The organism is Kribbella alba, from assembly GCF_039529635.1.
Taxonomy (GTDB): Bacteria; Actinomycetota; Actinomycetes; order Propionibacteriales; family Kribbellaceae; genus Kribbella; species Kribbella alba.
Window position 1 is genome coordinate 235594 of record NZ_BAAANE010000006.1, and the last position, 21916, is coordinate 257509.

Sequence of the window (21916 nt, forward strand, 5' to 3'; positions counted from 1 at the left end):
GGGCCGGCCCTTCCTTGGGGTCGGCCCCGCGTCCTTTACTGGTCGCATGAGCAACTACCCGCAGCCCCTCGTCCCGGTCGACCACACCGAACCCGTCCCGCGGAGGATCCGCGGCACCCTGGACGGGAAGGTCATCCTGGACACCACCCGGGCGAGCTACCTGTGGGAATGGCCGCCGTATCCCCAGTACTACGTACCGCTGGCTGATGTGGTCGACGATGTGCTCTTCGACACCGGCGAGATCGAGGAGCACGATCGTGGCACCGCCCGGGTCCACACGGTCGGCAAAGGCAAGGCGCGCGTGTACGACGAGGGGCTGGTCGCGGGGCGGGTGCGGTTCGACTGGGATGCGCTGGACAGCTGGTTCGAGGAGGACGAGGAGGTATTCGTCCACCCGCGGAATCCCTACAGCCGGGTCGACGCGGTCAAGTCGTCCCGCCACGTGCAGGTCGCGCTCGACGGTGCCGTGCTGGCGGACTCCCGCTCGACGGTGATGGTGTTCGAGACCGGGCTGCCGCCGAGGTACTACTTTCCCCGTACCGCGGTGAACTTCGCGCACCTGACGCCGAGCGACACCCAGACCGCGTGTCCATACAAGGGCATCACGAGCGCCTACTGGTCGATCGGCAACCGGCCCGACCTGGCCTGGTCCTACGACTTCCCTACCGCTGCGCTGCTGCCGGTCGCCGGCCACGTCGCCTTCTTCAACGAGAAGACCGACCTGAGCATCGACGGTCAGTTCATCCCCCGGCCCCACACCCCGTTCTCCGACCCCGGACTGGACCTGAGCCACCATCCCAGCTAGTACGACAGCCGTAGTTCGTGATGATGCCTTTCGCCAGGGGGCCGCGGAGGGCTGGGTGGGGTGCGGCCTTGACCAAGAGTGGGGACCTGGGACAGGTAGTGGGGACCTTGAACACGTTATTTCGTGTCCGCGGTCCCTGTTTGGTGTTCAAGGTCGCCGCTTCGTGACTAGATCGCCGAGGTGACCGCACCGTCCATGGTGATGATCGCTCCCGTGACGTAGCCGGCTCGGGGCGAGGCGAGGAAGACGGCGACGTCGGCGACCTCGGCGGGTTCGCCCGCGCGGCCCATCGGAATCTCGGCGACCTGCTCGGCCAGCAGTTCCTCCTTCGGGCGGCCGGTGGCCCGGACGGCGGCCTCGAGTCCCTCGTCCACGCGGCTGGTGCGCGTCATGCCGGGGTTGATGACGTTCACCCGGACGCCGCGATCGGCGTACGCCTTCGCATAACCGACGGACGCCAGCATCAGCGCCGCGTTTGCCGCGCCGCCGCCGATGTGCAGCGGGTTCGCCGCCCGCCCGCCCTGGCCGACCACGTTCACGATCGCACCGCCGCCGCGCTCCGCCATGCCGCGGATGACAGCCTCGGTCGCATGCATATAGGTGAAGTACTTGGCTTCCATCGCCGCGTGCAACGCCTTGCTGTCCAGCTCGGCCGGCGGCGTCCGCCGGGCCGCGCCCGCGCAGTTGATCAGGACGTCGATCGCGCCGATCCGGTCGAAGGCCGCCGCGGACGCCTCGGGATCGGTGAGGTCGACGGCCTCGACCTCGAACGTCAACCCTTGGTCGGCGAGTGCCTGCTGTGCGGCTGCGAGGTTCGCGGGATCGCGGGAGATACCGATCACCTTGGCGCCCTCCCGGGCCAGCGCCTCGACGCACGCGAGGCCGATTCCTTTGCTCGCCCCGGTGACGACGGCAGTCCGTCCGGACAGTTGCAGATCCACTCTGTCTCTCCTCGTTCCCAGCTTCAGTCTGGTGCGGCTCAGTCTGGTGCGGCTCAGTATGGTGCGGCTCAGTCGCGGGTGTCGTAGTCATTGCGTGCGGCAACGATCTCGTCCATGTGGTCGTACGCCCAGGTGCGCATGGTCGCGACGGCCGCCCCCAGGCTCTGGCCGAGCGGCGTCAGCGTATAGGTGACGGTGGTCGGCACCGTAGGAATCACCTCACGCCGGACCACTCCGTCGCGCTCCAGGTGCCGCAAGGTCTGCGTAAGCATCTTCTGGGTGATGCCCTCGATGCTCGCCTTCAACTGGCCCGACCGCAGCGTGCCCTCGCGTTCGAGCGTGCTGATGATCAGCATCGTCCAGGTGTCGCCGATGCGGCCGAGCACCTGACGGGTCGGGCAGGCGCCCTTGTTGGCGTCCCACCTGCCGCTGACCTGGTCGGTATCCATTCGGTGCCTATAGCAGTAGAAAGTGCCGTCTTCCGCCCGCCACGGCCTGGTCCGTAGCGTCCTTGCCGAGTCTAGTGACAGGAGCGAAACGGTGAAGGCAGTCTTACCAGCCGGGCTCGGCAAGATCGAGGTGACCGACATCGAGGAGGTTGAGCCCGCCGCTCACGAACTTGTGATCGAGGTCGGCGCCTACTCGGTCAACCGCGGCGAGACGTTCCAGTTGGAGCTGCCGCGCGACGGCTGGCGCCCGGGCAAGGACATCGCCGGACGGGTGCTGAGGGCCGCCGCGGATGGTTCCGGCCCGCCGATAGGAGCTCGGGTGGTCGCCCATCTGCCGCACTCGGGCTGGGCCGAACGCGCCGTCGCCCGCGTCGAGCAAGTCGCAGTACTGCCTGATTCGGTTTCGATCGAGCAAGCAGCGGCGCTTCCCCTGGCCGGGCTGACCGCGCTCAGGTTGATGCGCACGGCCGGCAGCGTCCTCGGCCGGCGGATCTTGCTGACGGGAGCATCGGGCGGCGTCGGGCACTACTTCACCGAACTCGCGGCCGCGGCCGGTGCTTCGATCACGAGCGTCGTGTCGTCGCCGGCACGCGGCGAGCGGCTGCTCGAACTGGGTGCCGAAACCCTCGTGCACGACGTTGCGGACGCGCGCGGGCCGTTCGACCTCGTACTGGAATCGGTGGGCGGGACGAGCTTGCCGATCGCGCTGTCCAAGGTCAGGCCGGGCGGCACGCTGATCTGGTTCGGCCAGGCAAGCCGGCAGGCGCCCCGGATCGACTTCTTCGACTTCTTCGCCGGACCCGACTCGGCGCAGATCCAGCACTTCCACTACGACTCCGAGCCCGCGGACGGACCCGATCTCGCGACCCTCGTCCGGCTGGTCGACACAGGACGCCTACACCCCGAACTCGGCCGGATCGACGACTGGTCCGCCACGACCGAAGTACTCGAAGACCTGCGGGACCGGCGCATCCGCGGGAACGCCGTCCTCAGCATCCGGAAGGAGACAGCACCGGTGAGCAGCACCGATCCGAGAACGGTCGTGACCCACTCCGTCGAGGCACGGCCTGATCGCCGGGGTCCGCGAGTACCTCGACACTGACCACGCCCGCGGGTGCCCTTCGCACCGATGGTTGACAAGATGGGGTCAGCCGACTGGGAGGACGCTGGATGAGGATCACCGCGGTCGAGACCATCCGGCCCCGGATTCAACCGAACCTGTTGTTCGTGCGACTGCATGCGGATGACGGCCGGATCGGGCTGGGCGAGGCGTTCTTCGGCGGCCGGACGGTCGAGTCCTACCTGCACGAGTCCGTCGCCGACATCCTGCTGACCACCGAGAACCCGACGCCCGAGGCCGTCGCCCGCACGTTGTCGTCGTACACGGGCTACGCCGGCGCCGGAGTCGAGACGCGGGGCAACGGAGCAGTGGATCTCGCTTTGTGGGACCTGGTCGGGCAGGAGGCGGGACTTCCGCTGGTCGCCTTGTTCGGTGGACCGGTTCGCGAGTCGCTGCCGACCTACAACACCTGCGCCGGTCCCGGCTACATCAGCCGAACCACGCGGCAGCGGTCCGACAACTGGGGCGTTCCGGTCGGCGGGCCGGAGCGCTGGGACGACCTCGACGCCTTCCTCAACCGCCCGGCGGCGCTCGCTCGCGAACTGTGGGACGAAGGCATCCGGGGCATGAAGGTGTGGCCGTTCGACCAAGCGGCCGAGGCGACGAACGGTACCGACATCTCCGCGGCCGAACTCGCCCGCGGGCTCGGGGTGATCGAGGCGATCCGGGCCGAGGTCGGCTTCGAGATGGCGCTGATGGTCGAGCTGCACGGGCTGTGGAACCGCCGTGGCGCGACCACGATCCTGCAGGCGCTTGAGCCCTATCGCCCTTACTGGGTTGAGGATCCGATCCGCCCGGACGCCGTCGACGCACTCGCCGCTCTGGCCCGCGATGTCGACGTGCCGATCGCGACGGGTGAGACTGTCGTCGGGCGGCGCGGATTCCTGCCGCTGCTCGAACGCGGCGCGGTCGACGTGGTGACGGTCGACGTCCAGTGGACGGGCGGACTGACCGAGGCTCGCAAGATTGCCAGCCTCGCCGACACGTACGGCGTACCGGTGGCACCGCACGACTGCACTGGACCCGCGACTCTGGCCGCCTGTATCCACCTGACCCAGGCGGTTCCGAACGGCCTGATCCAGGAAACGGTCCGGGCCTTCCTCCGCACCTGGTACGCCGAACTGGTCGAAGGGCTGCCGGAGATCGTCGACGGCCGGGTCGGCGCGACCGCGGCGCCGGGCCATGGGGTCAAGCTGCTGGAAGGGCTGGCCGAGGGCGATCAGGTGGAGCGGATGGTCTCCGGCGCCCTCGGCAACTAACTCGGGTGCGGTCGGCAACCAGTACGACCGCCGTAGTTCGTGATGACGGTGGCGCGGACGGTGGTGCCTCGCCTGGTGCGGGTGATGGCGGCGCGAACGCGGGTGATGATGCCTTTCGGCAGGGGGCCGCGGAGGGCTGGGTGGGGTGTGGCCCTGACCAAGAGTGGGGGCCTGGGACAGGTAGTGGGGGCCCTGAACACGTTATTTCGTGTCCGCGGACCCTGTTTGGTGTTCAAGGTCCCCACTTCCGGACCGCTGCGGGCCACCGAGTCGGGGTGCTGATCAAGGGCGGTGTGGGTTTCGGCGGGTTCGTGAGCGCCGGAGCGCCGACGCTCATCCCGGTTGGCGCCCAGGGCAACGAGTTTGAATTAGTGGTCGTCGTGGCCTTGATCGGGCCGGTACGATGAGTAATCAGATCGACACTCTTTGTTTCGACGTTCAGTTGCTGTCAGCACCGACGCCGGAGGACCCGTGCCGACCATGACAACCTCACAGACACCCTCACAGTCACCCTCCCACTCCCCACCCTCATCCGAGCACGTCTCGTTGAGGGTCCTTCTTCGCCATGACCTGCCGGCCTCGCTGGTGGTCTTCCTGATCGCGGTCCCGCTGTCTTTGGGGATCGCCGCGGCATCCGGAGCCCCGCTCATCGCCGGGCTCGTCGCCGCGGTCGTCGGCGGCATTGTCGCCGGTGCGCTCGGCGGATCCCCGTTGCAGGTCAGCGGTCCAGCCGCAGGCCTCACTGTCGTTGTCGCCGGACTGGTCAGCCAGTACGGCTGGGCAGCCACCGCCGCGATCACCTGCGCGGCCGGCTTCCTGCAGATCCTGCTGGGCGTCACCCGGATCGGCAGGCTCGCCCTGTCGCTGTCCCCCGCTGTCGTGCACGGCATGCTGGCTGGGATCGGCGTCACCATCGCGGTCCAGCAGCTCCAGGTGGTGCTGGGCGGCCGCGCGCAGAGCTCTCTGCTCGCCAACCTGGCCGGACTCCCCGAGCAACTGCTGGCGCATCATGCCGGCTCGGTGCTGGTCGGCGTACTGACCGTCATCATCCTGCTCAGCTGGCCACGGTTGCCGAAGGCAAATATCATTCCGGCGCCGCTGGTCGCGGTGGTCGCCGTCACCGCACTGGCCGCGCTGTTCATGGTGGACGTCACCCGGGTCGACCTGCCGAACTCGCCCCTGCAGGAGTTGGTTCTCCCCGTCATGCCGCGAGGCGGCGCACTGGAGATCGCCACAGCTGTGCTGACCGTCGCGCTGGTCGCGAGCGTGGAGTCGTTGCTCTCGGCCGTTGCCGTGGACAAGCTTCACCGGGGCAAGCGCAGCAATCTCGATCGCGAGCTGATCGGCCAGGGCGCGGCCAACGCGATCTCGGGGGCCCTCGGCGGGATGCCTGTCACCGGAGTCATCGTCCGTAGCTCCACCAATGTCGCCGCAGGCGCCCGCACCCGGGCCTCGGCGATCCTGCACGGCGTCTGGATAGCGCTGTTCGTCCTGGCCGCCGGCGCGATGCTCGAGCTCATCCCGATGGCCGCACTGGCCGGCGTCCTGCTCGTCACCGGCCTTCGCCTGGTTCAGCTGGCTCACATCCGCACGCTGAGACGCCACGACGAGCTCCTCGTGTACGTCGTGACAGCCGCCGGCGTCGCCGTCCTCGGTCTGGCCGAGGGGGTTCTGGCAGGGCTGGCGCTCGCGCTCGGCCGGGTGCTCTACCGCCTGGCCCGGGCAACCGTCACCGCAACCGAGCAGGGCGGCATCTGGACCGTGCGGATCCGCGGCACGCTCGTCTTCCTGGGCGTGGCCTCCCTGGTCCGCACGCTCCGCGCGATCCCGTCCGGCACCGTGGTCCGGCTGGATCTTCGGGTCGACCACCTCGACCACGCGGCGTACGAGGCGATCGAGGACTGGCGACGCGGTCACCTCGCGCGCGGTGGTTCGGTCGAGCTCAACCGGGCCGCGTTCCGGGCCGCCCTGCGCGATGATTCCGCCCGAGCGCGCTGGCTGCATCCGTGGCAACAGGACCAACTGGTGCCCGAGCCGGACCAGCGGGTCTCGATGCTGGACGGGATCCGCGAGTTCGAGGCGTCGGCCGAACCGATCCGGCCGATGATGGCGAAGCTGGCGGCCGACGGACAGCGCCCGACGCAGTTGTTCATCACCTGCGCCGACTCGCGGATCGTGCCGAACCTCATCACCACCAGCGGGCCGGGCGACCAGTTCTGCGTCCGGAACGTGGGCAACCTCGTCCCGCCGTACGGGTCGAACAGCAATTCGGTCGCTGCGACGGTCGAGTATGCGGTCGAGGTGCTCGGTGTGGCCTCGATCGTGGTCTGCGGTCACTCGCACTGCGGTGCCGCCAACGCGGCCCTCGACAACGCACCTTCGGAGGGTTCGGCTCTGCAGAGCTGGCTCCGTCACCTCGAACCGTCCGTACGCCGCTCCCTCGCGCGGCCGGACATCGTGGACCCGGTCAGCGGGGCGAAGCTGTCGACTGCCGACAAGTTGTCCGTCACCAATGTGGCAGTGCAACTGGAGAATCTGCGCAGCTTCGCCTGCGTTCGCAAGGCCGAGGAGGAAGGCCGGCTCGAACTGGTCGGGCTCTGGTTCGACATCGGCGCGGCTGCGGCCCGGCTGGTGCTCGAACGCGAGCCCTACCTGGTCCGCGCCGACGAGGAACTGGCTACAGCCGGCACCGCGACCGACCGCTGATCCACGGGGACCAGCAGGGCGGGTGTGCTGTCCCGGCGCACCCGCCCACTCCGGAAGCTGATCAGCAGCGGTACTGCGAGCGCGATCGCGACCAGTCCGTCTGCCCGAGGAATCAGGAGACGAGGGCTGATCCGGCGGTGTAGGTGTTGCAGGCTGCGGGGTCGGCCGCGTCGAAGCCGGCATTCGACCAGTAGGTGTGGTTCGCACGGCTGCCGTGGTCTCGCTCTCGGTCCTCAGAGTTCCCGACCACGTACTCGAAGTTGTTGAGCCAGTCCGCCCCGGCCAGGAGCCAGTCTCTGTCGGCACCGAAGTACACGCCGCTCAGGCACGAAGCCTGCAACTCCAGCCGACGGCTCTCCTCCAGCGTCGCCGCGACGCCGTTGATGGTGCTGCGCCGCTGGAACCTCGCCGCGACAATCCCGGTCAGCTCCTGCACGTGATGCCCGTATTCATGGCCGATCGTGAACGCCATATAGGCCAGCGTCAGCGCCTGGTCGTACCGCTGGTATTCCTTGATGTCGACGGAGGCGTTCATGTAGATGGCGCCGTCGCAGTAGTACGCCACGCTGTCCAGTGAGTCGCAGGGCGACGACGGAGATTGCCCCGCCGACACCACGAGCTTGGGTGAGACGAAGTTGAAGCCGGCCTTGCGGATCGCCGGCGCCCAGGCCTTGTCCAGGCAGGCGACGAACTCGGCGTAGTAGGCACGAACGTTGGCGACCGAGGTCGGCTCGTACTCCGGCTCCTGGCAGCGCGAGGCCGTCAGGCGTCCTACCCGGTAGATCGGGTTCTTGGTGACCACCTGCGGCTGCGGCGGCGCGGACGGCAGTTCCGTCGGATCGCCGGTCGGCGTGGGAGCCGCTGTCGGGATCGCCGCTCTCGCCTTCGCGGCTTCCGAGGCGGCCACCATCGCCGGGTCGACCTTTCCGGTCGCCTCGACGCTGCCACGATCCCAGCCGATGGCGACTGTCGCGAGGATGCCGAAGGCAACCAAGGCGATGCCGCCGGCGATCAGCCTGCTGCCCCGGGTCCGATCCACGGAGCAGACCTTAACCCAGTGGGCGAGCGCCGATCGCCGGCTGACATCAACCTGCAATCAGACGAGCAACCGCCTGGATGCGACCAGGACTCCCTCGGCATACCCGTCCGCCCGGAGCAGTTGCCCCGCGCTCACGTCGAGGATGTCGATGCTGACCGGGTCGTCGCCGAGGTCTTCAGAGCTGATCGGCCGGTCGTCAAGGTACAGATCCACCCGGTCGATCCCGTCCACGTCCAGCCCGACCGTCAGCGTCGTACCGGCGAGTGTCCTGGTGACACTCAACCGCCGGTTCGGCATCGAGGCGAGCAACTCACCAGCGGCGTCGAGCAGGTCCACGTTGCTCGACAGGAGGTCGGCCCGGGTCATCTTGTGGACGGCATCCGGCCGGATGCCGAGGTCCTCGACCGGAGTACCGGACAGTTCGCCGACCCGCAACGTACGCCGGATCGCGACCCGCATGTTCGCCCCGTTCGGGAGTGCCACGTACGGCGAGGTCGGGTCGGGTGGCGGCGGTTCGTTCAGCAGGGTGGCGAGCAGGCCGTGGGTCCAGACGTTCGCGCCACCCGCGCCGGTGTTGTCGTCGACGCCGAGGATCATCCCGATCTCGTGGTCCGCGAACCCGGCGGCGAAGATGTCCGTCGCCGAGTAGACCCGGGCGTCGGTGATGAGCACGACGGGCCCGTAGTACGTCTGACCGATCTCGTTCGCACCGTCCTCCGGAGTGATCGGCTTCGCCGCGGAGTACGCGGCGCCCGTCTCGGTGGCCAGGTCGAGCGAGTCGAGCCAGGGACCGAGGTCGATGCCCGAGGGGTTGTCCTTGTGGCGCCGGCAGAGGCGGAGGTTGAGCGGCGTACTGATGAACTGGACAGGTTCCGGTGAGATCCGGCGCGGCGTCATCGTCTGCAAGGTGAACTCGCTGGCGAAGATGTGGCCGCCGCCGTTGTCGCGGACGTCCACGATCAGGCCGTTCTGCGGCAGCGCCGCGGCCAGCCGGACGAACTCGTCCCGGAAGGCGACCGGGTCGTTCACGCTGAAGGTGAAGATCCGCAGCTGGCCGAAGGTGCCGTGCGAGGTGACGACCTGGCGGGCCCGGAAGACGCCCGGCATCGTGGTCGCCACGTCGGCGCCGCTGACAGCGACCGGCTCTGCCAGCTCGGCGGACGTTTCGCCACCTTCGAGCGAGACCACTTCCTGGACGTAGAGCGCCTTCTTGGCCCGGGCCTTCTCGTCCGAGTCCAGGTCGAGGCCCATCGCGGCGGAGGCCGGGGTGAGCGCATCGAGGTCCGTCATCGGCGGAAGGTTGGCCGTCACCTTCCACTGCTCGCGCAACTCCTGGGCCGACCCGTCCAGCCCGAGGTAGCTCAAGCTCACCCAGTCCTCGTCCGGCGGCGACTGGATCACCAGCGGCCGCAGCGTCAGGGACTCCAGTCCGCGGGCCAGGTTCGCGGCCTCGTTGCTGCCGGCGAACTGGGCGCCGTTCAGCGCGACCGCTCGGGCGATCGGAGTGCCGTTCCAGTGCGTCACCTCGGCGCCGGGACCGAACTGCGGCGCGGAGTACCCGGTGACCACGCGAGTGATCAGGTAGTGCTCGCCGTCAGTGTCGGTGCACTTCTCGATCATGAACGGGAGGAACGCGATCTTGCCGGCGAACGGCGCGGGCAGCAGGTAGTTGGTGTGCAGGTCGCGGACCGAGTGGAAGATGCTCGACATCTGCCGGTGGAACATCCACTCGGCTTCCATCGTGTCGGTGGTCTGACGTTCCGTCCGCGCACGCATCACGCGGAGCCGCTGCAGCGGGTTCACGGCGTGCATGGCGACCTTGAGCGGCAGGTGCACGTAGTTCTGCTCGAGCAACAGCAATGCTTGATCGATGAGCAACTTCCGCTGTCCGAGCGTCAGCGTGCCAGCGGCGGCGAGGAACTGCGGCAACGGGATCGCTGCGGCTTGCTCTGCCGACGCGGCCGTGCTCCTCGATGCCGCCTTCTTCGCCGCCGAAGCCTTGCTGGCAACGGTCTTCTTGCTGGTTCGGGTCTTAGTCGTGGTCTGGTTGCTGGCGGTCTTGCGAGGCTGTGACATGGCTCCCCCAACGAGGCGGCCCCTCCCCCGGGCCGCGGTTCCTCCACCGTCCGCCGCCCCCGCGACGATGTCAACCGTCGGTGCTCCTCACCCGCGGATTCGGCGTCCTCCGTCGGCTGGGATCGAGTGCAGGTCGTTCCGCGCGGTGAAGGCGCAGGCGGTTGTCGCGATTGTGGGCGCGTTGGGGCTGCACGGGGATTTGCAGGCGCGGGTGATCGGTTCCGGGTTGTAGGCGCGCGTGATTCGATGCGGTTGTAGGCGCCGGGGGTTGGCGTCCACGGAGTCGCCCAGATGTGTGACGACACAGCCGGGTGGCCGATCTGCCTCAGCTGCGGGCGACCCGTTCGCCCCCGCCTCTGGCGCGGAATCGGCGACTTATGCACCACTCAACCGTTTCCCCGGCCGCGAAATGGGCGTGCCGTGCAGAAGACGCGACCCGGTGGCCGCTCGGTACGGCAAACCCGGCCAATGCCCGAAGTCGCTCACCCGGCCGAGTCCCCAACCTCACCCGATGCCCGGCACTTAGCGGCCCACAAAGGCGCCGGCGGGCGAAAAGCCGCCAGCGGGGGTGCCCCATCGCGGTCCCGTCCCGCAGCCCGGGGACTGCCACCCACGTCCGCGACTTCCCGGCACTGGCCGAGTCACCCACTTCCTCCACTTCCCGGGTCGACCCGCCAGCCGCGACCCGACTACCCGGGCGGACCCGCCGGGTAGTCGCCAACAAACCGGCGGGTCGGGCCGGGGAGTGAATCCAACGCGGCGCGTCGACCCGGGTAGTCGCCAACAAACCGGCGGGTCGGGCCGGGAAGTCGCTCCAACTCGGCTGGTCGAACCGGGAAGTGCGGCGTGTCAGAACTCCGTCGGGGTGGGGCGGGTCAAGAGTCGAACTTGTTCGAAGGGGACGCCGAGGCCGCTCTTTACCTGCGCCACCTCGACTAGCACCATCACGCAGCGAGAACGCGGAACCACACCCGCGTAGGCGTTGATGCCTCGCCTCGACTGGTGGGATGGAGGAGCGCCGAGCCCGGCAAGAAGCGTCGACGGAGGAGGTGCGGGCGGGGCGTAGTACCGATCGCCTGTAAGGATGGGGTGATGAGTGAGGTCTGGCACAACATCACCACCGCGCAGCCTGATCCGTCGGTGCGGGTGATCATCGGGACTGGTGTGGTCGCGTTGCTGTTGATCGCATGGCGGCCCGTCTGGCGGCAAACGAGGCAAGTCGTGACGATCGCGCATGAAGGGGCGCACGGGCTGATCGCCGCGTTGGTGGGCAGGAAGCTGGCAGGGATCCGGCTTCACTCGGATACTTCCGGAGTGACGGTGTCGCGCGGGCATCCGACCGGGCCGGGGATGATCGCGGTGTTGCTGGCCGGTTATCCCGGGCCTGCGTTGTTCGGGCTCGCCGCGGCGTTCGTCCTGAGTCGTGGGTACGCCGTCGGGCTGCTCTGGGGGCTGCTGCTCGCGCTGGTGGTCCTGCTGCTTCAGATCAGGAACCTCTTCGGGCTCTGGTCCGTGGTTGCCTTCGGCACCGTGGTATTCGCGGTGTCGTGGTGGGGATCGCCCCAGGTGCAGTCGGCCTTCGCCCATCTGCTGACCTGGTTCCTGCTGCTGTCCGCGCCGCGGGCGGTTCTCGAGCTGCAGCGCTCCCGCCGTGGAGGCGGCGGCCGGAGCTCCGATGCGGATCAGCTCCGCCGGCTGACCGGCGTACCGGCTCTGCTGTGGGTGACGTTCTTCGGCCTGATCACGCTGGCCTGCCTTGCCCTCGGAGTGGTGTGGTCCGGGGTCTTACCCGGCTAGCATCAGCAGGGTGGGGAAGAGAGGACCGCGGTCCTTCGACCCGGTGGTGATGGGGAACCGCGAGACGGATGCCTGGGTCGCCTATTACCGGCGGGACTGGCGCAGGTTCCTGGTCGCGTCGGTCGGGCTGGTCGCGGCCGGCTTCGGCATGGGGGCGCGCCGGACGATCGCGGGAGCCTGGTACGTGCTCAAGGCCAACCAGCTCTGGGCGCCTTTCCCCGACAACCAGCCTGACGGAGCGCGCGCGTACATGCGGCGCTTCTACGAGTTGGTCTCCGACACCAGCGAGATCCTCATCGATCCAGCCGAGGCGGCTCGGTTGGAGGTCGAGTGGTGGCGGATCCACCGTGCCCATCAGCACGACGACGGCGTCACCGAGACTCAGCTCGAGGCCGCCTTGGTCGAGCTCTATTCCTATGTTTACGGCGCCGACTCGGACGCAGTACGACCGGCCGCGCGCAGCCGGGTGGAGGCGATGGACCTCTCCGACCGGTGGGTTGCCGAGGGATGCAACCTCGACGATCCGTTGCTTGTCCACGAGCGGCGCGCTCTCGTGTCGTCGTACGCCGCCCTGCGCAAGGCAATTGGTGGCTAGTGCGCGGACAGCGGCGAGGCGGGAGGAGGCAGCGTCACCCCGAAGCCGGCGACCGCCAGCCGGAGGAGAACCTGGCCCGGTTGGAGCAGGTCGACGATCTTGGCTGCGGTGAGCAGCTCGAGCTCAGCCAACCGCACGGCGTACGCCTGCGGTCCGGCAGCGCGGGCGCGCTGCAGTTCGGCGGTGTTGTGCCAGACCTTCTGGCGGGACTCGCGGAGGAAACGCTGGGACGCGAGCCGGTTCAGCGGGGTGAGGACCCGGTCCAGCAGGTTCTTGGCGCCGGACGCGGTCAGCTGGTCGTCCTCGGCGCCGACGCGTGACGCCAGTACGCCGTCGATCAGCTCGTGGTCGCGGCGACGCCGGTCCATCAAGGTGGAATCGCCGAAGTCATCGTCGCTGATCACCGCCAGCAGGGCCTGCGGCAAGTCGTAGTTCACGTGCGCATTGATACCCAGCAACACATGCCGCAGCGGCGGCAGCTCGGCGGGCGCGTCGAAAGCCAACCGCCACGGCCTCGACACCGGCTCGCCTGCCAGATCGTTGTCGAGCGCAGTCAGGTACAGCTCGGCGAAGGCCACGTCCCAGGCGTCGACCCAGCCCGGATCCTCGAATCCGGCGCGGTCGATCGCAGCGCCGACTGCCTGGGTAGTGCGCAGGTAGGTGCCGAGGAAGACCCGTCGACGGGCCAGCTCAGTTGGCAGCGCGTCCAGACGCCGCTGCATCCGCTGGACGACGTGAGCGACACCCGCGCTCGGCGGGGTGCCATCTTCTGACCCCATAGCGGCACCGTACTCCGGAATCTGCCGGGCGGGGCCGCGCGTCGACAGCGGACGGCCCGAACCCCTTGTAGGCAAGGGGTTCGGACCGAGCTGTCAGTTCTTGGTGGGCTGACCCGAGGCCGGGTCCAGGAAGAGCGTGCTCGACTTGCCGTGCTTGCTGAAGTCGAACAGGTTGTTCAGGCTGCCGGCCTTCTCGTCGAACGAGTAGTTGCCGATCGGTCCGGTCTTCCAGTTGTCCTCGACGAACTTGAGCACCGAGGCCTGGTCAGTCGTGGTGTGGTCGACGAAGTTCGACTTGGCGTACGGCGAGACGACCAGCAGCGGCAGGCGCGGACCGTACCCGCAGCGGTCCTGGTAGCCGCCGGCCACCCGGGCCGGGTTGGTGCCGCAGGTCTTGCCGTCGGTCAGGCCGTCGTGCGCGGGGTCGTTCGACTGGTTCACGATCGGGCCGACCTGGTGGTCGTACCAGCCGTCGCTGTCGTCGTACGCGATGACGACAGCGGTGTCCTTCCAGTCCTTGGTCTTCTGCAGCTTGTTGATGGTGTCGACCACGAACTGCTGCTCGTCGAGCGGGGTCGAGTAGCCGGCGTGGCCGTCCTGGTACGCGGCCGCCTTCAGGTAGCTGACCGCGGGCATGCTGCCGTGGTCAACCGACGACCAGAAGTCAGTCAGGTCGTACTGGTGGTTGGCCGGGCCGTTGTGGCCGACCTCCGAGACCGAGGCCGGGCGGACGTGCTGCAGGTTCTGCGTGCTCTTGTAGAACTGGAAGGGCTCGTGGTGCGGGATGTAGTCGACGCTGCTCACGCCGCCGACGTCCTTGTGAGTCGCCGTGCAGTCAGCGAAGCCGCCCTGGAACCAGCCCCAGCTCACACCCTTGGCGTTCAGCAGGTCACCGATGTTCTTGTTCTTGGGATCGGTCACCGTCGAACTGTCCCGGCTGTTGCACTTGTCGCCGGCCGGCTGCGGGTCGCCGATCATGGTTCCGCTGGCAGCCGGTACTGCGTTCCCGTCCGCGCTGAAGCCGTGCGTCTGACCCGAGATCAGGTTCACCGCACCTGGCGACGAGGGACCGAAGGTGGTGTTGAACGAGTTGTCGCTCATCGCGAAGTGCTGCGCGTAGTTCCACAGGCCGGTGACGGTGTTGCCGTCGTAATAGCCCATCACCAGGCCCATCCCGTGGCCGTAGTCCGCGCAGGTGCCGGCACCGCGGCCGACGGTCTCGACGACCTTGTCCATCAGGCCGGAGTTCACCGCCTTCTGCTCGTTGGTGTAGCTGTGGTCCTGGTCGCAGGTCTGGGCCTGGTTGCGGCCGAGCCGGAACGGCTGGGCCGAGTTCGGGTTGTTCGGCGCCGCGAGCGGGGTGTTCAGCCCGTTGACCGTCGGCGTCCCGGCCGCGGCGGCGAAGCGTGGTTCGCCGCCGGGGTTGGCCGCGTTCGGGTACGTCGCGAAGTAGTGGTCGAACGACACGTTCTCCTGGAAGATCACCACCAGGTGCTTGATCGGCGTGGTCGTCGCCGACGCCCCGCCTTGGCCCTGGGCGACGGCCGGCACGGTGGCGGCGGCCAGGACGAGCGCACCAAGGGCCGCGACGAGGGGGATCTTGCGTTTGTTGCGGACAGACACGACATGCTCCTTCGAGAATCTGACGAGCCGGGCACCCGGGGAAGGGTGCCGCGGCCCGTCCAGCTTCCGCTTCGATCAGGGCGGATCGAAGCGTTCCCGAAAGAACAGCTGGCAAACGCTGCCCAACTAAACCGCTTCACAGAAACCGGGCAACTAGAACTCAGAAAGGCCGCAACTCAGCCGCGACCACCTGCGATCGGACGATCGCGCTGGGCTGTCCCGGGACCGCCGTACGGGTAGTCCGCAGCGCCGGGATCGCTGGCCCGGTCGAGCTGCTCCTGCTCCTCCGCGGTGAGGTGGAGATCAGCCGCGCCGAGGTTGTCGTTCAGCTGCTCCGTCGTCCGCGCGCCGAGGATCACCGAGGTGACCGCCGGACGATCCACCAGCCAGGCGAGGGCGACCTGAGCCATCGAGATCCCACGGGCTTCGGCGATCGAGCGGACCGCGTCGACCACGTCGCGGACCCGCTGGTTCTGACTCCGCCGGGACCACGCCTCGACGCCACGGTCGGGGTTCTCCCCCAGCCGGGTGGCGCCGGTCGGCTCCTGTTCGAACGAATACTTCCCGGTCAGCCAGCCACCGCCGAGCGGCGACCACGGCAACAAGCCGAGTCTGTTCTCCAGCGCGGCCGGAACGATCTCCCACTCGATCTCGCGGACCAGCAGGTTGTACTGAGGTTGCAGCGTGACGAGCGGCGACCAGCCGAGCTTGTCGATCAGGTCGCACGCCTTCTGCAGTTGCCACCCGGTGAAGTTGGACACGCCGCCGTATACGATCTTGCCCGCTCGGACCGCCTCCTCCAGGAAGCTGAGCGTCTCCTGCAAGGGCGTGATCGGGTCCCACGCGTGCAACTGGTAGAGGTCGACCTGGTCCACCCCGAGGCGGCTGAGCGACGCGTCGAGCGCGCGGCGCAGGTGCCTGCGCGACGTGCCGACGTCGTTCGTGCCCTCCCCGGTCGGGAATCTGCCCTTCGTCGCCAGTACTACGTTGTCGCGCGCGGAACTCTTCGCCAGCCAGCTTCCGATGATCTCCTCGGACACGCCGGCCGAGTACACGTCCGCGGTGTCGATCAGGGTGCCGCCGACCTCGACGTACCGGTCGAGCTGCTCGTGCGCGCCGGCCTCGTCGGTCTCACTGCCGAACGTCATGGTGCCCAGCGCGTACGTCGACACGACAGTGCCGCTGTTGCCCAGAGTGCGGTATTCCACAGCTTGCTCCTTGGTCAGGACAAATGGGGGCCGCTTGCCACCTTAGTCCGCCCGGGCGCGGTCGACGGAGCCTGTCCGAGAACTGTCCGGCGGTCGCGCTACGGTGGCTGAAGTCCACGTGACGAAGGGAAATTGATGAACACCAGCGAACTGCTCATCGACGCGTACGGGCGGATCCAGGGGGTGGTGCACGACGTCGTCGACGGGCTCGACGACAAGACCCTCAGCACCCGACCGGACGGCAAGGGCAACTCGATCGCCTGGTTGATCTGGCACCTGACCCGGATCCAGGACGACCACCTGGCCGACGCGGGTGGCTACGAGCAGGTCTACACGGCCGAGGGCTGGCACGAGCGGCTCGGGCTACCGTTCGACCCCGCTGACACCGGCTACGGGCACACCGCCCAGGACGTCGCCGCGGTGTTGGTGCCGGCCGAGCAACTCACCGGGTACTACGACGCCGTGCACGCGCGCTCGGTCGAGTACCTCAAGGGTCTGTCCGACGAAGACCTCGACCGGATCGTCGACAAGCGCTGGAAACCGCCGGTGACCCTCGGCGTGCGCCTGACCAGCGTCCTGTCCGACGACCTCCAGCACGCGGGCCAGGCCGCTTACGTCCGCGGCCTGCTCAGCTGAGCCCGGCGCGGACGCGGCGGTCAGCGGTTCTGCGGGAGCTTGGTGGTGCGCTTGCGGCCGCCGCGCGGCGCGGAGGGAGGCGGGACGACCGGACCGATATCACCGTCGGGCGCGACGTCCAGGTCGATGATCACCGGCGCGTGGTCGCTGGGCCCGGTTCCCTTGCGGGCTTTGCGATCGACCCAGGCCGCCTTCACCCGCTCCGCCACCGGCTCTGAGGCGAGCATCAGGTCGATGCGCATGCCGAGGTCCTGGTGGAACATGCCGGCCCGATAGTCCCAGTAGCTGAACACGCGCTCGTTCGGCCAGCGGTCGCGGACCACGTCATGCAGTCCGGTGGACATCAGGTCTGCCAGCGCCTGGCGCTCGGGCGGCGTCACGTGCGTCTGGCCGATGTATGCGACGGGATCGAACACGTCCGCATCGGTCGGCGCGATGTTCATGTCGCCACAGACGATCGCCTCGTCGGCTCCCGCGGCGACCACCTCCTTCAAGGCGGCAAGCCACGCGAGCTTGTAGCGGTAGTGATCGGAGTCCGGCGTCCTGCCGTTCGGCACGTACAGCGAGTGGACGCGGATCCCGCCGCAGGTCGCGGCGACTGCCCGCGCCTCCGGGTTCGGGAAACCAGGCGCGCCCGCGATACCCGTCACAACGTCTTCCAGGCCGACCTTGGACAGAATCGCGACGCCGTTCCACTGCACCTCGCCGTACAGGGCGGTTTCGTAGCCGCGGCCGGACAACTCCTTGTCGAGCAGAGCCGTGAAGGCGTCGTCGGCCAGCTTGGTCTCCTGCAGGCACACGACGTCCGGCTGCCGCTCGTCGAGCCACTCCAGCAACCGCGGCATCCGCTGCTTCACCGAGTTCACATTCCAGGTAGCTACTCGCACCCGACCTACGTTAGGCGATGACGCAGTGGGTGCAGAACCATCCGCCCTGGTGGAGCGGCTCAGCTGACTGACCCGCAGAATGTCGGGCGTGCCCAGACTCCCAGGACTCGTCGTCACCGATCACGTCTTCACTGTTCCGCTGGATCACTCGCGGCCGGACGGGCCCACCCTCGAGGTGATGGCGCGCGAGGCCGTCGCCGCGACCAAGGTCGACTCGGACCTGCCCTGGCTGGTGTTCCTGCAGGGCGGGCCCGGCATGAAATCACCTCGGCCGACGGGCGCGAACGGTTGGCTGGAGCGCGCCACGCGGGACTACCGGGTGCTGCTGGTGGACCAGCGCGGCACGGGCCGCAGTACGCCGGTGACATCGCGAACCGCATCCGGCCTCGACGCGGCCGAACTGGCGTCGTACCTGCGGCACTTCCGGGCCGACTCGATCGTCGCCGACCTGGAACTCATCCGTGGTCAGGTCAGTCCGGGCAAACCGTGGGCGACCCTGGGGCAGAGCTACGGCGGCTTCATCACGTTGGCGTACTTGTCCCAAGCGCCCGAGGGTCTGCGCGGCTGCTACGTCATGGGCGGACTTCCTGGGCTCGAGGCGACTGCGGACGAGGTGTACCGGCGTACGTATCCGCGGGTGCGGGCGAAGAACGAGGCGTACTACCGGCGCTACCCCGAGGACGTCGAGCGGGTCCGGCGGATCGCGGATCACCTGCGGGACGACGACGTACGACTGCCTGACGGCGACCGCTTCACCGTGCGGAGGTTCCAGCTGTTCGGGTTCGGACTGGGCATGGGCGACTACGCGCAGACGCTGCACTGGATGCTCGACGAGGCCTGGGACGGCGAGGAGCTGTCCCGGACCTTCCTCTACGAGGCGATGAACCGCACTGCCTTCGGCGATACCCCGCTCTATGTCGTCCTGCACGAGAGCATTTATGCGCAGGACAACCGACCGACCGACTGGGCCGCCTCCCGCTTGCTGCCGGTGGAATTCGCCGCGGACGCCTCGCCGCTGCTTTTCACCGGCGAGATGATCTACCCGTGGATGCTGGAGTTCGGCGGCCTGGAGCCTTTCACCGAAGCCGCCTCCCTACTCGCCTCCTCCGACACCTGGACTCCCTTGTACGACGTAGCGCGCCTGCGGGACAACCGGGTGCCGGTGGCCGCGGCTGTCTGGCACGACGACATGTACGTCGACGCCGGGCTGTCCCTGGACACGGCCAACCGGATCGGCAACAGCGCCGTCTGGATCACGAACGAATGGGAACACGACGGCGGAAGCGCCTCGGGTGGCTCCGTCCTGGATCGCCTCCTCAAACTGGGCGCCGACCTTGCACCCGTTCAGCCGGCGGACGTCTCCTGAAGCCGCCGGGTGCGACAGCCGTAGTTCGTGATGATGCCTTTCGGCGGGGCGCCGCGGAGGGCTGGGTGGTGTGCGGCCCTGACCAAGAGTGGGGACCTGGGACAGGTAGTCGAGGCCTTGAACACGTTATTTCGTGTCCGCGGGCCCTGGTTGGTGTTCAAGGCCACCACTTCATGACCGCTGCGCGCCACCGAGTCGGGTGCTGATCAAGGGCAGCGCAGTTTCGGCGGGATCGTGAGCCCCGCATCGGCAACGCTCATCAACCGCGACTGATTGCCTCCAGCCGAGCGTGCGTAGGCCTGCTCGCGACCAGGACCCGCAGGTTGGTGAGTGCTGGCAGTCCGGGCACGGCACAAGCGCGCTTCTAGGGTGCAGATCCACGCCGGAACCTTCTTGCTGAGCGGGTCCGTCAGGTCACAGGTCGCTATCGACATGTCCTGACGTGCCGGAGCGACCAGGCAGGACGCATACTTGAGTTCTGATGGAGTCTTATCGCGCGACGACGCGTCGTCACCTGTCCACGAGTCCCTTCAAGGCCCGCGTGCCCGACCCGATCAAGGTCTTCGAGGTCGGCGAGCGGGTCTCCCACGACAAGGAAGGTCTGGGGCGGATCCATTCAGTAGAGGGCGAGACCGCGGTGGTCGTCGACTTCGGTGGCGGAAACCTGCTCCGGGTCGTAGCCCCCTTCGCCAAGCTCCACACGCTCTGACCCTCCCAGTCACACCCCGCCCCCGCCCTCCCCGACACCACAACCCGCCCAGTCCCCCACGCACCGGCCCTGGTCCCCCACGCCGGCGCCAGCTCACATCGTGCTCTGCCCCACACCCAGCTCCGCCGTTAGACGGCTGTCCGCGACCGCTTTCGGCCGAGGTGGGTCTCCGACGGGCGTGCGGGCTTGCCCGCTCGCCGGTCCGGAGGGCGTCGCATCCTGCGCCCGCGATCGTCTCCTGGCGTGCGTCAGAGATCGTCTCCTGGCCGAGGTGCGCATCGCCGGAGCGTGCTCGCCCAAACATCTGGGCGAGCACGCTGCCGTTTCTGACGACTGCTAGAACTCTGCCTTCATGGAGGCTTTGGCGAGGATCTTCTCGTCGGCGAGTTTGATGCCGATCGTGCCGATGATGGAGGCGGCGACGCCCCAGAGGAGGAAGGTGACCAGCGTGCGCACGAGGACCGATTCCGCCGACCCACTGGTCCACAGGCCTACGGCGTTGTGTACGCCGGTATCGAGCCCGAAGCCGAGCAGAACATAGGCGCCGATGATCAACAGGCGGCCGAAGCGGTCCCGAATGCCTCGTTTGCGGGCGCCCCGCCACAAGTAGCGGCCGATGGTGAACACGATGATCCCCCAGCAGCTGAAGACTGCTTCCAGTGTCGACAGACACCTTCAGACAGTCTTCAGCTGACCACGGTGGGCGACGACTCCTCTGGTACGACGAACAGCCCGGCGCCACACCGAGGGATTACCCACGCACTCCGTACAGGTGCTCCAGAGCGAGCTGGTCGAGGTGCTCGAAGGCCATGCCGCGGCGACCGGCCTCGTCGGGGTCGAAGTCCTCGGCACGGAGCGTCGCGATCGTCTCGTCCTTGCTGAGGGTCGGCTGGGCGAGCTCCTCGACGCGGGCGTCCGCGAGCGCCTGCTGCACCTCGGGGTCGGCCCGGAACGCGCGCACCTTGTTCCGCAGTACGAGGTAGTTGGTCATGCAGCCTGCCGCTGACGCCCAGACGCCGTCCATGTCTTCGGTGCGCGGGGGCTTGAAGTCGAAGTGCCGCGGGCCTTCGTAGCCGCCGTGCTCCAGGATGTCGACCGTCCAGAAAGCCCCGCGTGCATTGCCCGCGCCGAACCGCAGGTCCTGGTCGAAGCGCGGTCCGTTCTGCCCGTTGAGGTCGGCGTGGAACAGCTTGCCGTGCCACAGCGCCTGGGCCAGGCCATGTGCGTAGTTGAGGCCGGCCATCTCCTCGTGGCCCACCTCGGGGTTGAGGCCGACCCGGTCGGAGTGCTCCAACTCGTTGATGAACGCCAGTGCGTGACCGATCGTCGGGAGCAGGATGTCACCCCGCGGCTCGTTCGGCTTGGGCTCGATCGCGAAGCGGATGTCGTATCCCTGCTCGATCGCGTACGACCCGAGGATGTCGAACGCCTCCTTGTAGCGGGCCAGCGCAGCCCGTACATCCTTGGCCGCACCCGACTCCGCGCCCTCACGTCCGCCCCACGCCACGAACGTCTCCGCGCCGAGCTCGGCGGCGAGGTCAAGCTGGTCGGCGGCCTTGCGGATGGCGAACCGGCGGACGTCGCGATCGTTGTTGGTGAAACCGCCGTCGCGGAACACGGGGTGGGAGAACAGGTTGGTGGTCACCATCGGTACTGCGAGACCGGTCTCCTCCAGCGCAGCCCGGAAAGGCTTCAGGTGGGCGTCACGCTCGGCGGCCGAGCTGCCGAACGGGAACACATCGTTGTCGTGGAACGTGATGCCGTAGGCGCCGAGCTCGCTCAGCTTGTGCACGGCTTCGGCCGGGTCGAGCACCGGTCGCACCGCGCCGCCGAAGACGTCGACGCCCTGCCAGCCGACCGTCCACAAACCGAAGGAGAACTTGTCCTCAGGGGTGGGGGTGATGTCGGCGTCGGTCATTGT

Annotated in this window: 19 protein-coding genes; 9 read left to right on the forward strand and 10 right to left on the reverse strand. The window is 68.2% G+C overall.

The window, feature by feature from the left end; translation table 11 throughout:
* Positions 1-46 precede the first annotated feature (46 nt).
* The gene (locus ABD210_RS17950; protein WP_344112745.1) at positions 47-805 is read left to right on the forward strand and encodes a DUF427 domain-containing protein; all 759 of its coding nucleotides are present in this window, start codon (positions 47-49) and stop codon (positions 803-805) included.
* Positions 806-972: 167 nt separating this feature from the next.
* On the opposite strand, the gene ABD210_RS17955 is transcribed toward ABD210_RS17950, so the two are convergent.
* Both ABD210_RS17955 and ABD210_RS17960 read right to left on the reverse strand, forming a co-directional pair.
* On the reverse strand, positions 973-1746 hold the full coding sequence (locus ABD210_RS17955; protein ID WP_344112747.1) for an SDR family NAD(P)-dependent oxidoreductase: 774 nt from the start codon (positions 1744-1746) through the stop codon (positions 973-975).
* A 68-nt stretch (positions 1747-1814) separates the two neighbouring features.
* Positions 1815-2195: a winged helix-turn-helix transcriptional regulator gene (locus tag ABD210_RS17960; protein WP_344112749.1), complete on the reverse strand. Its 381-nt coding sequence runs from the start codon at positions 2193-2195 to the stop codon at positions 1815-1817.
* A 91-nt stretch (positions 2196-2286) separates the two neighbouring features.
* Here ABD210_RS17960 and ABD210_RS17965 point away from each other — a divergent pair, with 91 nt between their 5' ends.
* The 3 genes from ABD210_RS17965 (at position 2287) to ABD210_RS17975 (ending at position 7280) form a co-directional block, all read left to right on the forward strand.
* Positions 2287-3297, forward strand: coding sequence for a zinc-binding dehydrogenase (locus ABD210_RS17965; protein ID WP_344112750.1), 1011 nt, complete (start codon positions 2287-2289; stop codon positions 3295-3297).
* A gap of 68 nt (positions 3298-3365) precedes the next feature.
* Positions 3366-4574, forward strand: coding sequence for a mandelate racemase/muconate lactonizing enzyme family protein (locus tag ABD210_RS17970; protein WP_344112752.1), 1209 nt, complete (start codon positions 3366-3368; stop codon positions 4572-4574).
* 546 nt (positions 4575-5120) lie between these two features.
* On the forward strand, positions 5121-7280 hold the full coding sequence (locus ABD210_RS17975) for a bifunctional SulP family inorganic anion transporter/carbonic anhydrase (protein ID WP_344112754.1): 2160 nt from the start codon (positions 5121-5123) through the stop codon (positions 7278-7280).
* A gap of 112 nt (positions 7281-7392) precedes the next feature.
* On the opposite strand, the gene ABD210_RS17980 is transcribed toward ABD210_RS17975, so the two are convergent.
* Together ABD210_RS17980 and ABD210_RS17985 are read right to left on the reverse strand one after the other, a co-directional pair.
* On the reverse strand, positions 7393-8319 hold the full coding sequence (locus ABD210_RS17980; RefSeq protein WP_344112755.1) for a neutral zinc metallopeptidase: 927 nt from the start codon (positions 8317-8319) through the stop codon (positions 7393-7395).
* Positions 8320-8376: 57 nt separating this feature from the next.
* On the reverse strand, positions 8377-10395 hold the full coding sequence (locus ABD210_RS17985; protein WP_344112756.1) for a S41 family peptidase: 2019 nt from the start codon (positions 10393-10395) through the stop codon (positions 8377-8379).
* 1092 nt (positions 10396-11487) lie between these two features.
* Here ABD210_RS17985 and ABD210_RS17990 point away from each other — a divergent pair.
* Both ABD210_RS17990 and ABD210_RS17995 read left to right on the forward strand, forming a co-directional pair.
* On the forward strand, positions 11488-12192 hold the full coding sequence (locus ABD210_RS17990) for a M50 family metallopeptidase (RefSeq protein WP_344112757.1): 705 nt from the start codon (positions 11488-11490) through the stop codon (positions 12190-12192).
* Positions 12193-12202: 10 nt separating this feature from the next.
* Positions 12203-12787 (forward strand): hypothetical protein, encoded by a 585-nt coding sequence (locus tag ABD210_RS17995; RefSeq protein ID WP_344112758.1) that lies wholly within the window; start codon positions 12203-12205, stop codon positions 12785-12787.
* Here ABD210_RS17995 and ABD210_RS18000 read toward each other — a convergent pair.
* The 3 genes from ABD210_RS18000 to ABD210_RS18010 form a co-directional block, all read right to left on the reverse strand.
* Positions 12784-13566, reverse strand: coding sequence for a DUF5995 family protein (locus tag ABD210_RS18000; RefSeq protein WP_344112760.1), 783 nt, complete (start codon positions 13564-13566; stop codon positions 12784-12786). The genes ABD210_RS17995 and ABD210_RS18000 overlap by 4 nt on opposite strands.
* Before the next feature lie 93 nt (positions 13567-13659).
* Positions 13660-15189 (reverse strand): phospholipase C, encoded by a 1530-nt coding sequence (locus ABD210_RS18005; RefSeq protein WP_344112761.1) that lies wholly within the window; start codon positions 15187-15189, stop codon positions 13660-13662.
* Between the two features lie 176 nt (positions 15190-15365).
* Entirely contained in the window at positions 15366-16397 is a 1032-nt protein-coding gene (locus tag ABD210_RS18010) for an aldo/keto reductase (RefSeq protein ID WP_344112762.1), read from the reverse strand.
* Between the two features lie 135 nt (positions 16398-16532).
* Here ABD210_RS18010 and ABD210_RS18015 point away from each other — a divergent pair, with 135 nt between their 5' ends.
* Entirely contained in the window at positions 16533-17033 is a 501-nt protein-coding gene (locus tag ABD210_RS18015; RefSeq protein WP_344112764.1) for a mycothiol transferase, read from the forward strand.
* Between the two features lie 20 nt (positions 17034-17053).
* Here ABD210_RS18015 and ABD210_RS18020 read toward each other — a convergent pair whose 3' ends face one another.
* Positions 17054-17920 carry an exodeoxyribonuclease III gene (locus ABD210_RS18020; RefSeq protein ID WP_344112765.1) on the reverse strand — a complete coding sequence of 289 codons (867 nt, stop codon included), beginning with the start codon at positions 17918-17920 and terminating at the stop codon, positions 17054-17056.
* Between the two features lie 88 nt (positions 17921-18008).
* Between ABD210_RS18020 and ABD210_RS18025 the strand changes: the two genes are divergently transcribed.
* Complete coding sequence (locus ABD210_RS18025) at positions 18009-19286, forward strand: alpha/beta fold hydrolase (protein WP_344112767.1); 1278 nt, start codon at positions 18009-18011, stop codon at positions 19284-19286.
* Positions 19287-19767: 481 nt separating this feature from the next.
* Positions 19768-19995 (forward strand): hypothetical protein, encoded by a 228-nt coding sequence (locus tag ABD210_RS18030; RefSeq protein ID WP_344112768.1) that lies wholly within the window; start codon positions 19768-19770, stop codon positions 19993-19995.
* Positions 19996-20331: 336 nt separating this feature from the next.
* On the opposite strand, the gene ABD210_RS18035 is transcribed toward ABD210_RS18030, so the two are convergent.
* Positions 20332-20622 (reverse strand): hypothetical protein, encoded by a 291-nt coding sequence (locus tag ABD210_RS18035; protein WP_344112769.1) that lies wholly within the window; start codon positions 20620-20622, stop codon positions 20332-20334.
* A gap of 124 nt (positions 20623-20746) precedes the next feature.
* On the reverse strand, positions 20747-21913 hold the full coding sequence (xylA, locus tag ABD210_RS18040) for a xylose isomerase (protein WP_344112770.1): 1167 nt from the start codon (positions 21911-21913) through the stop codon (positions 20747-20749).
* Positions 21914-21916 lie beyond the last annotated feature (3 nt).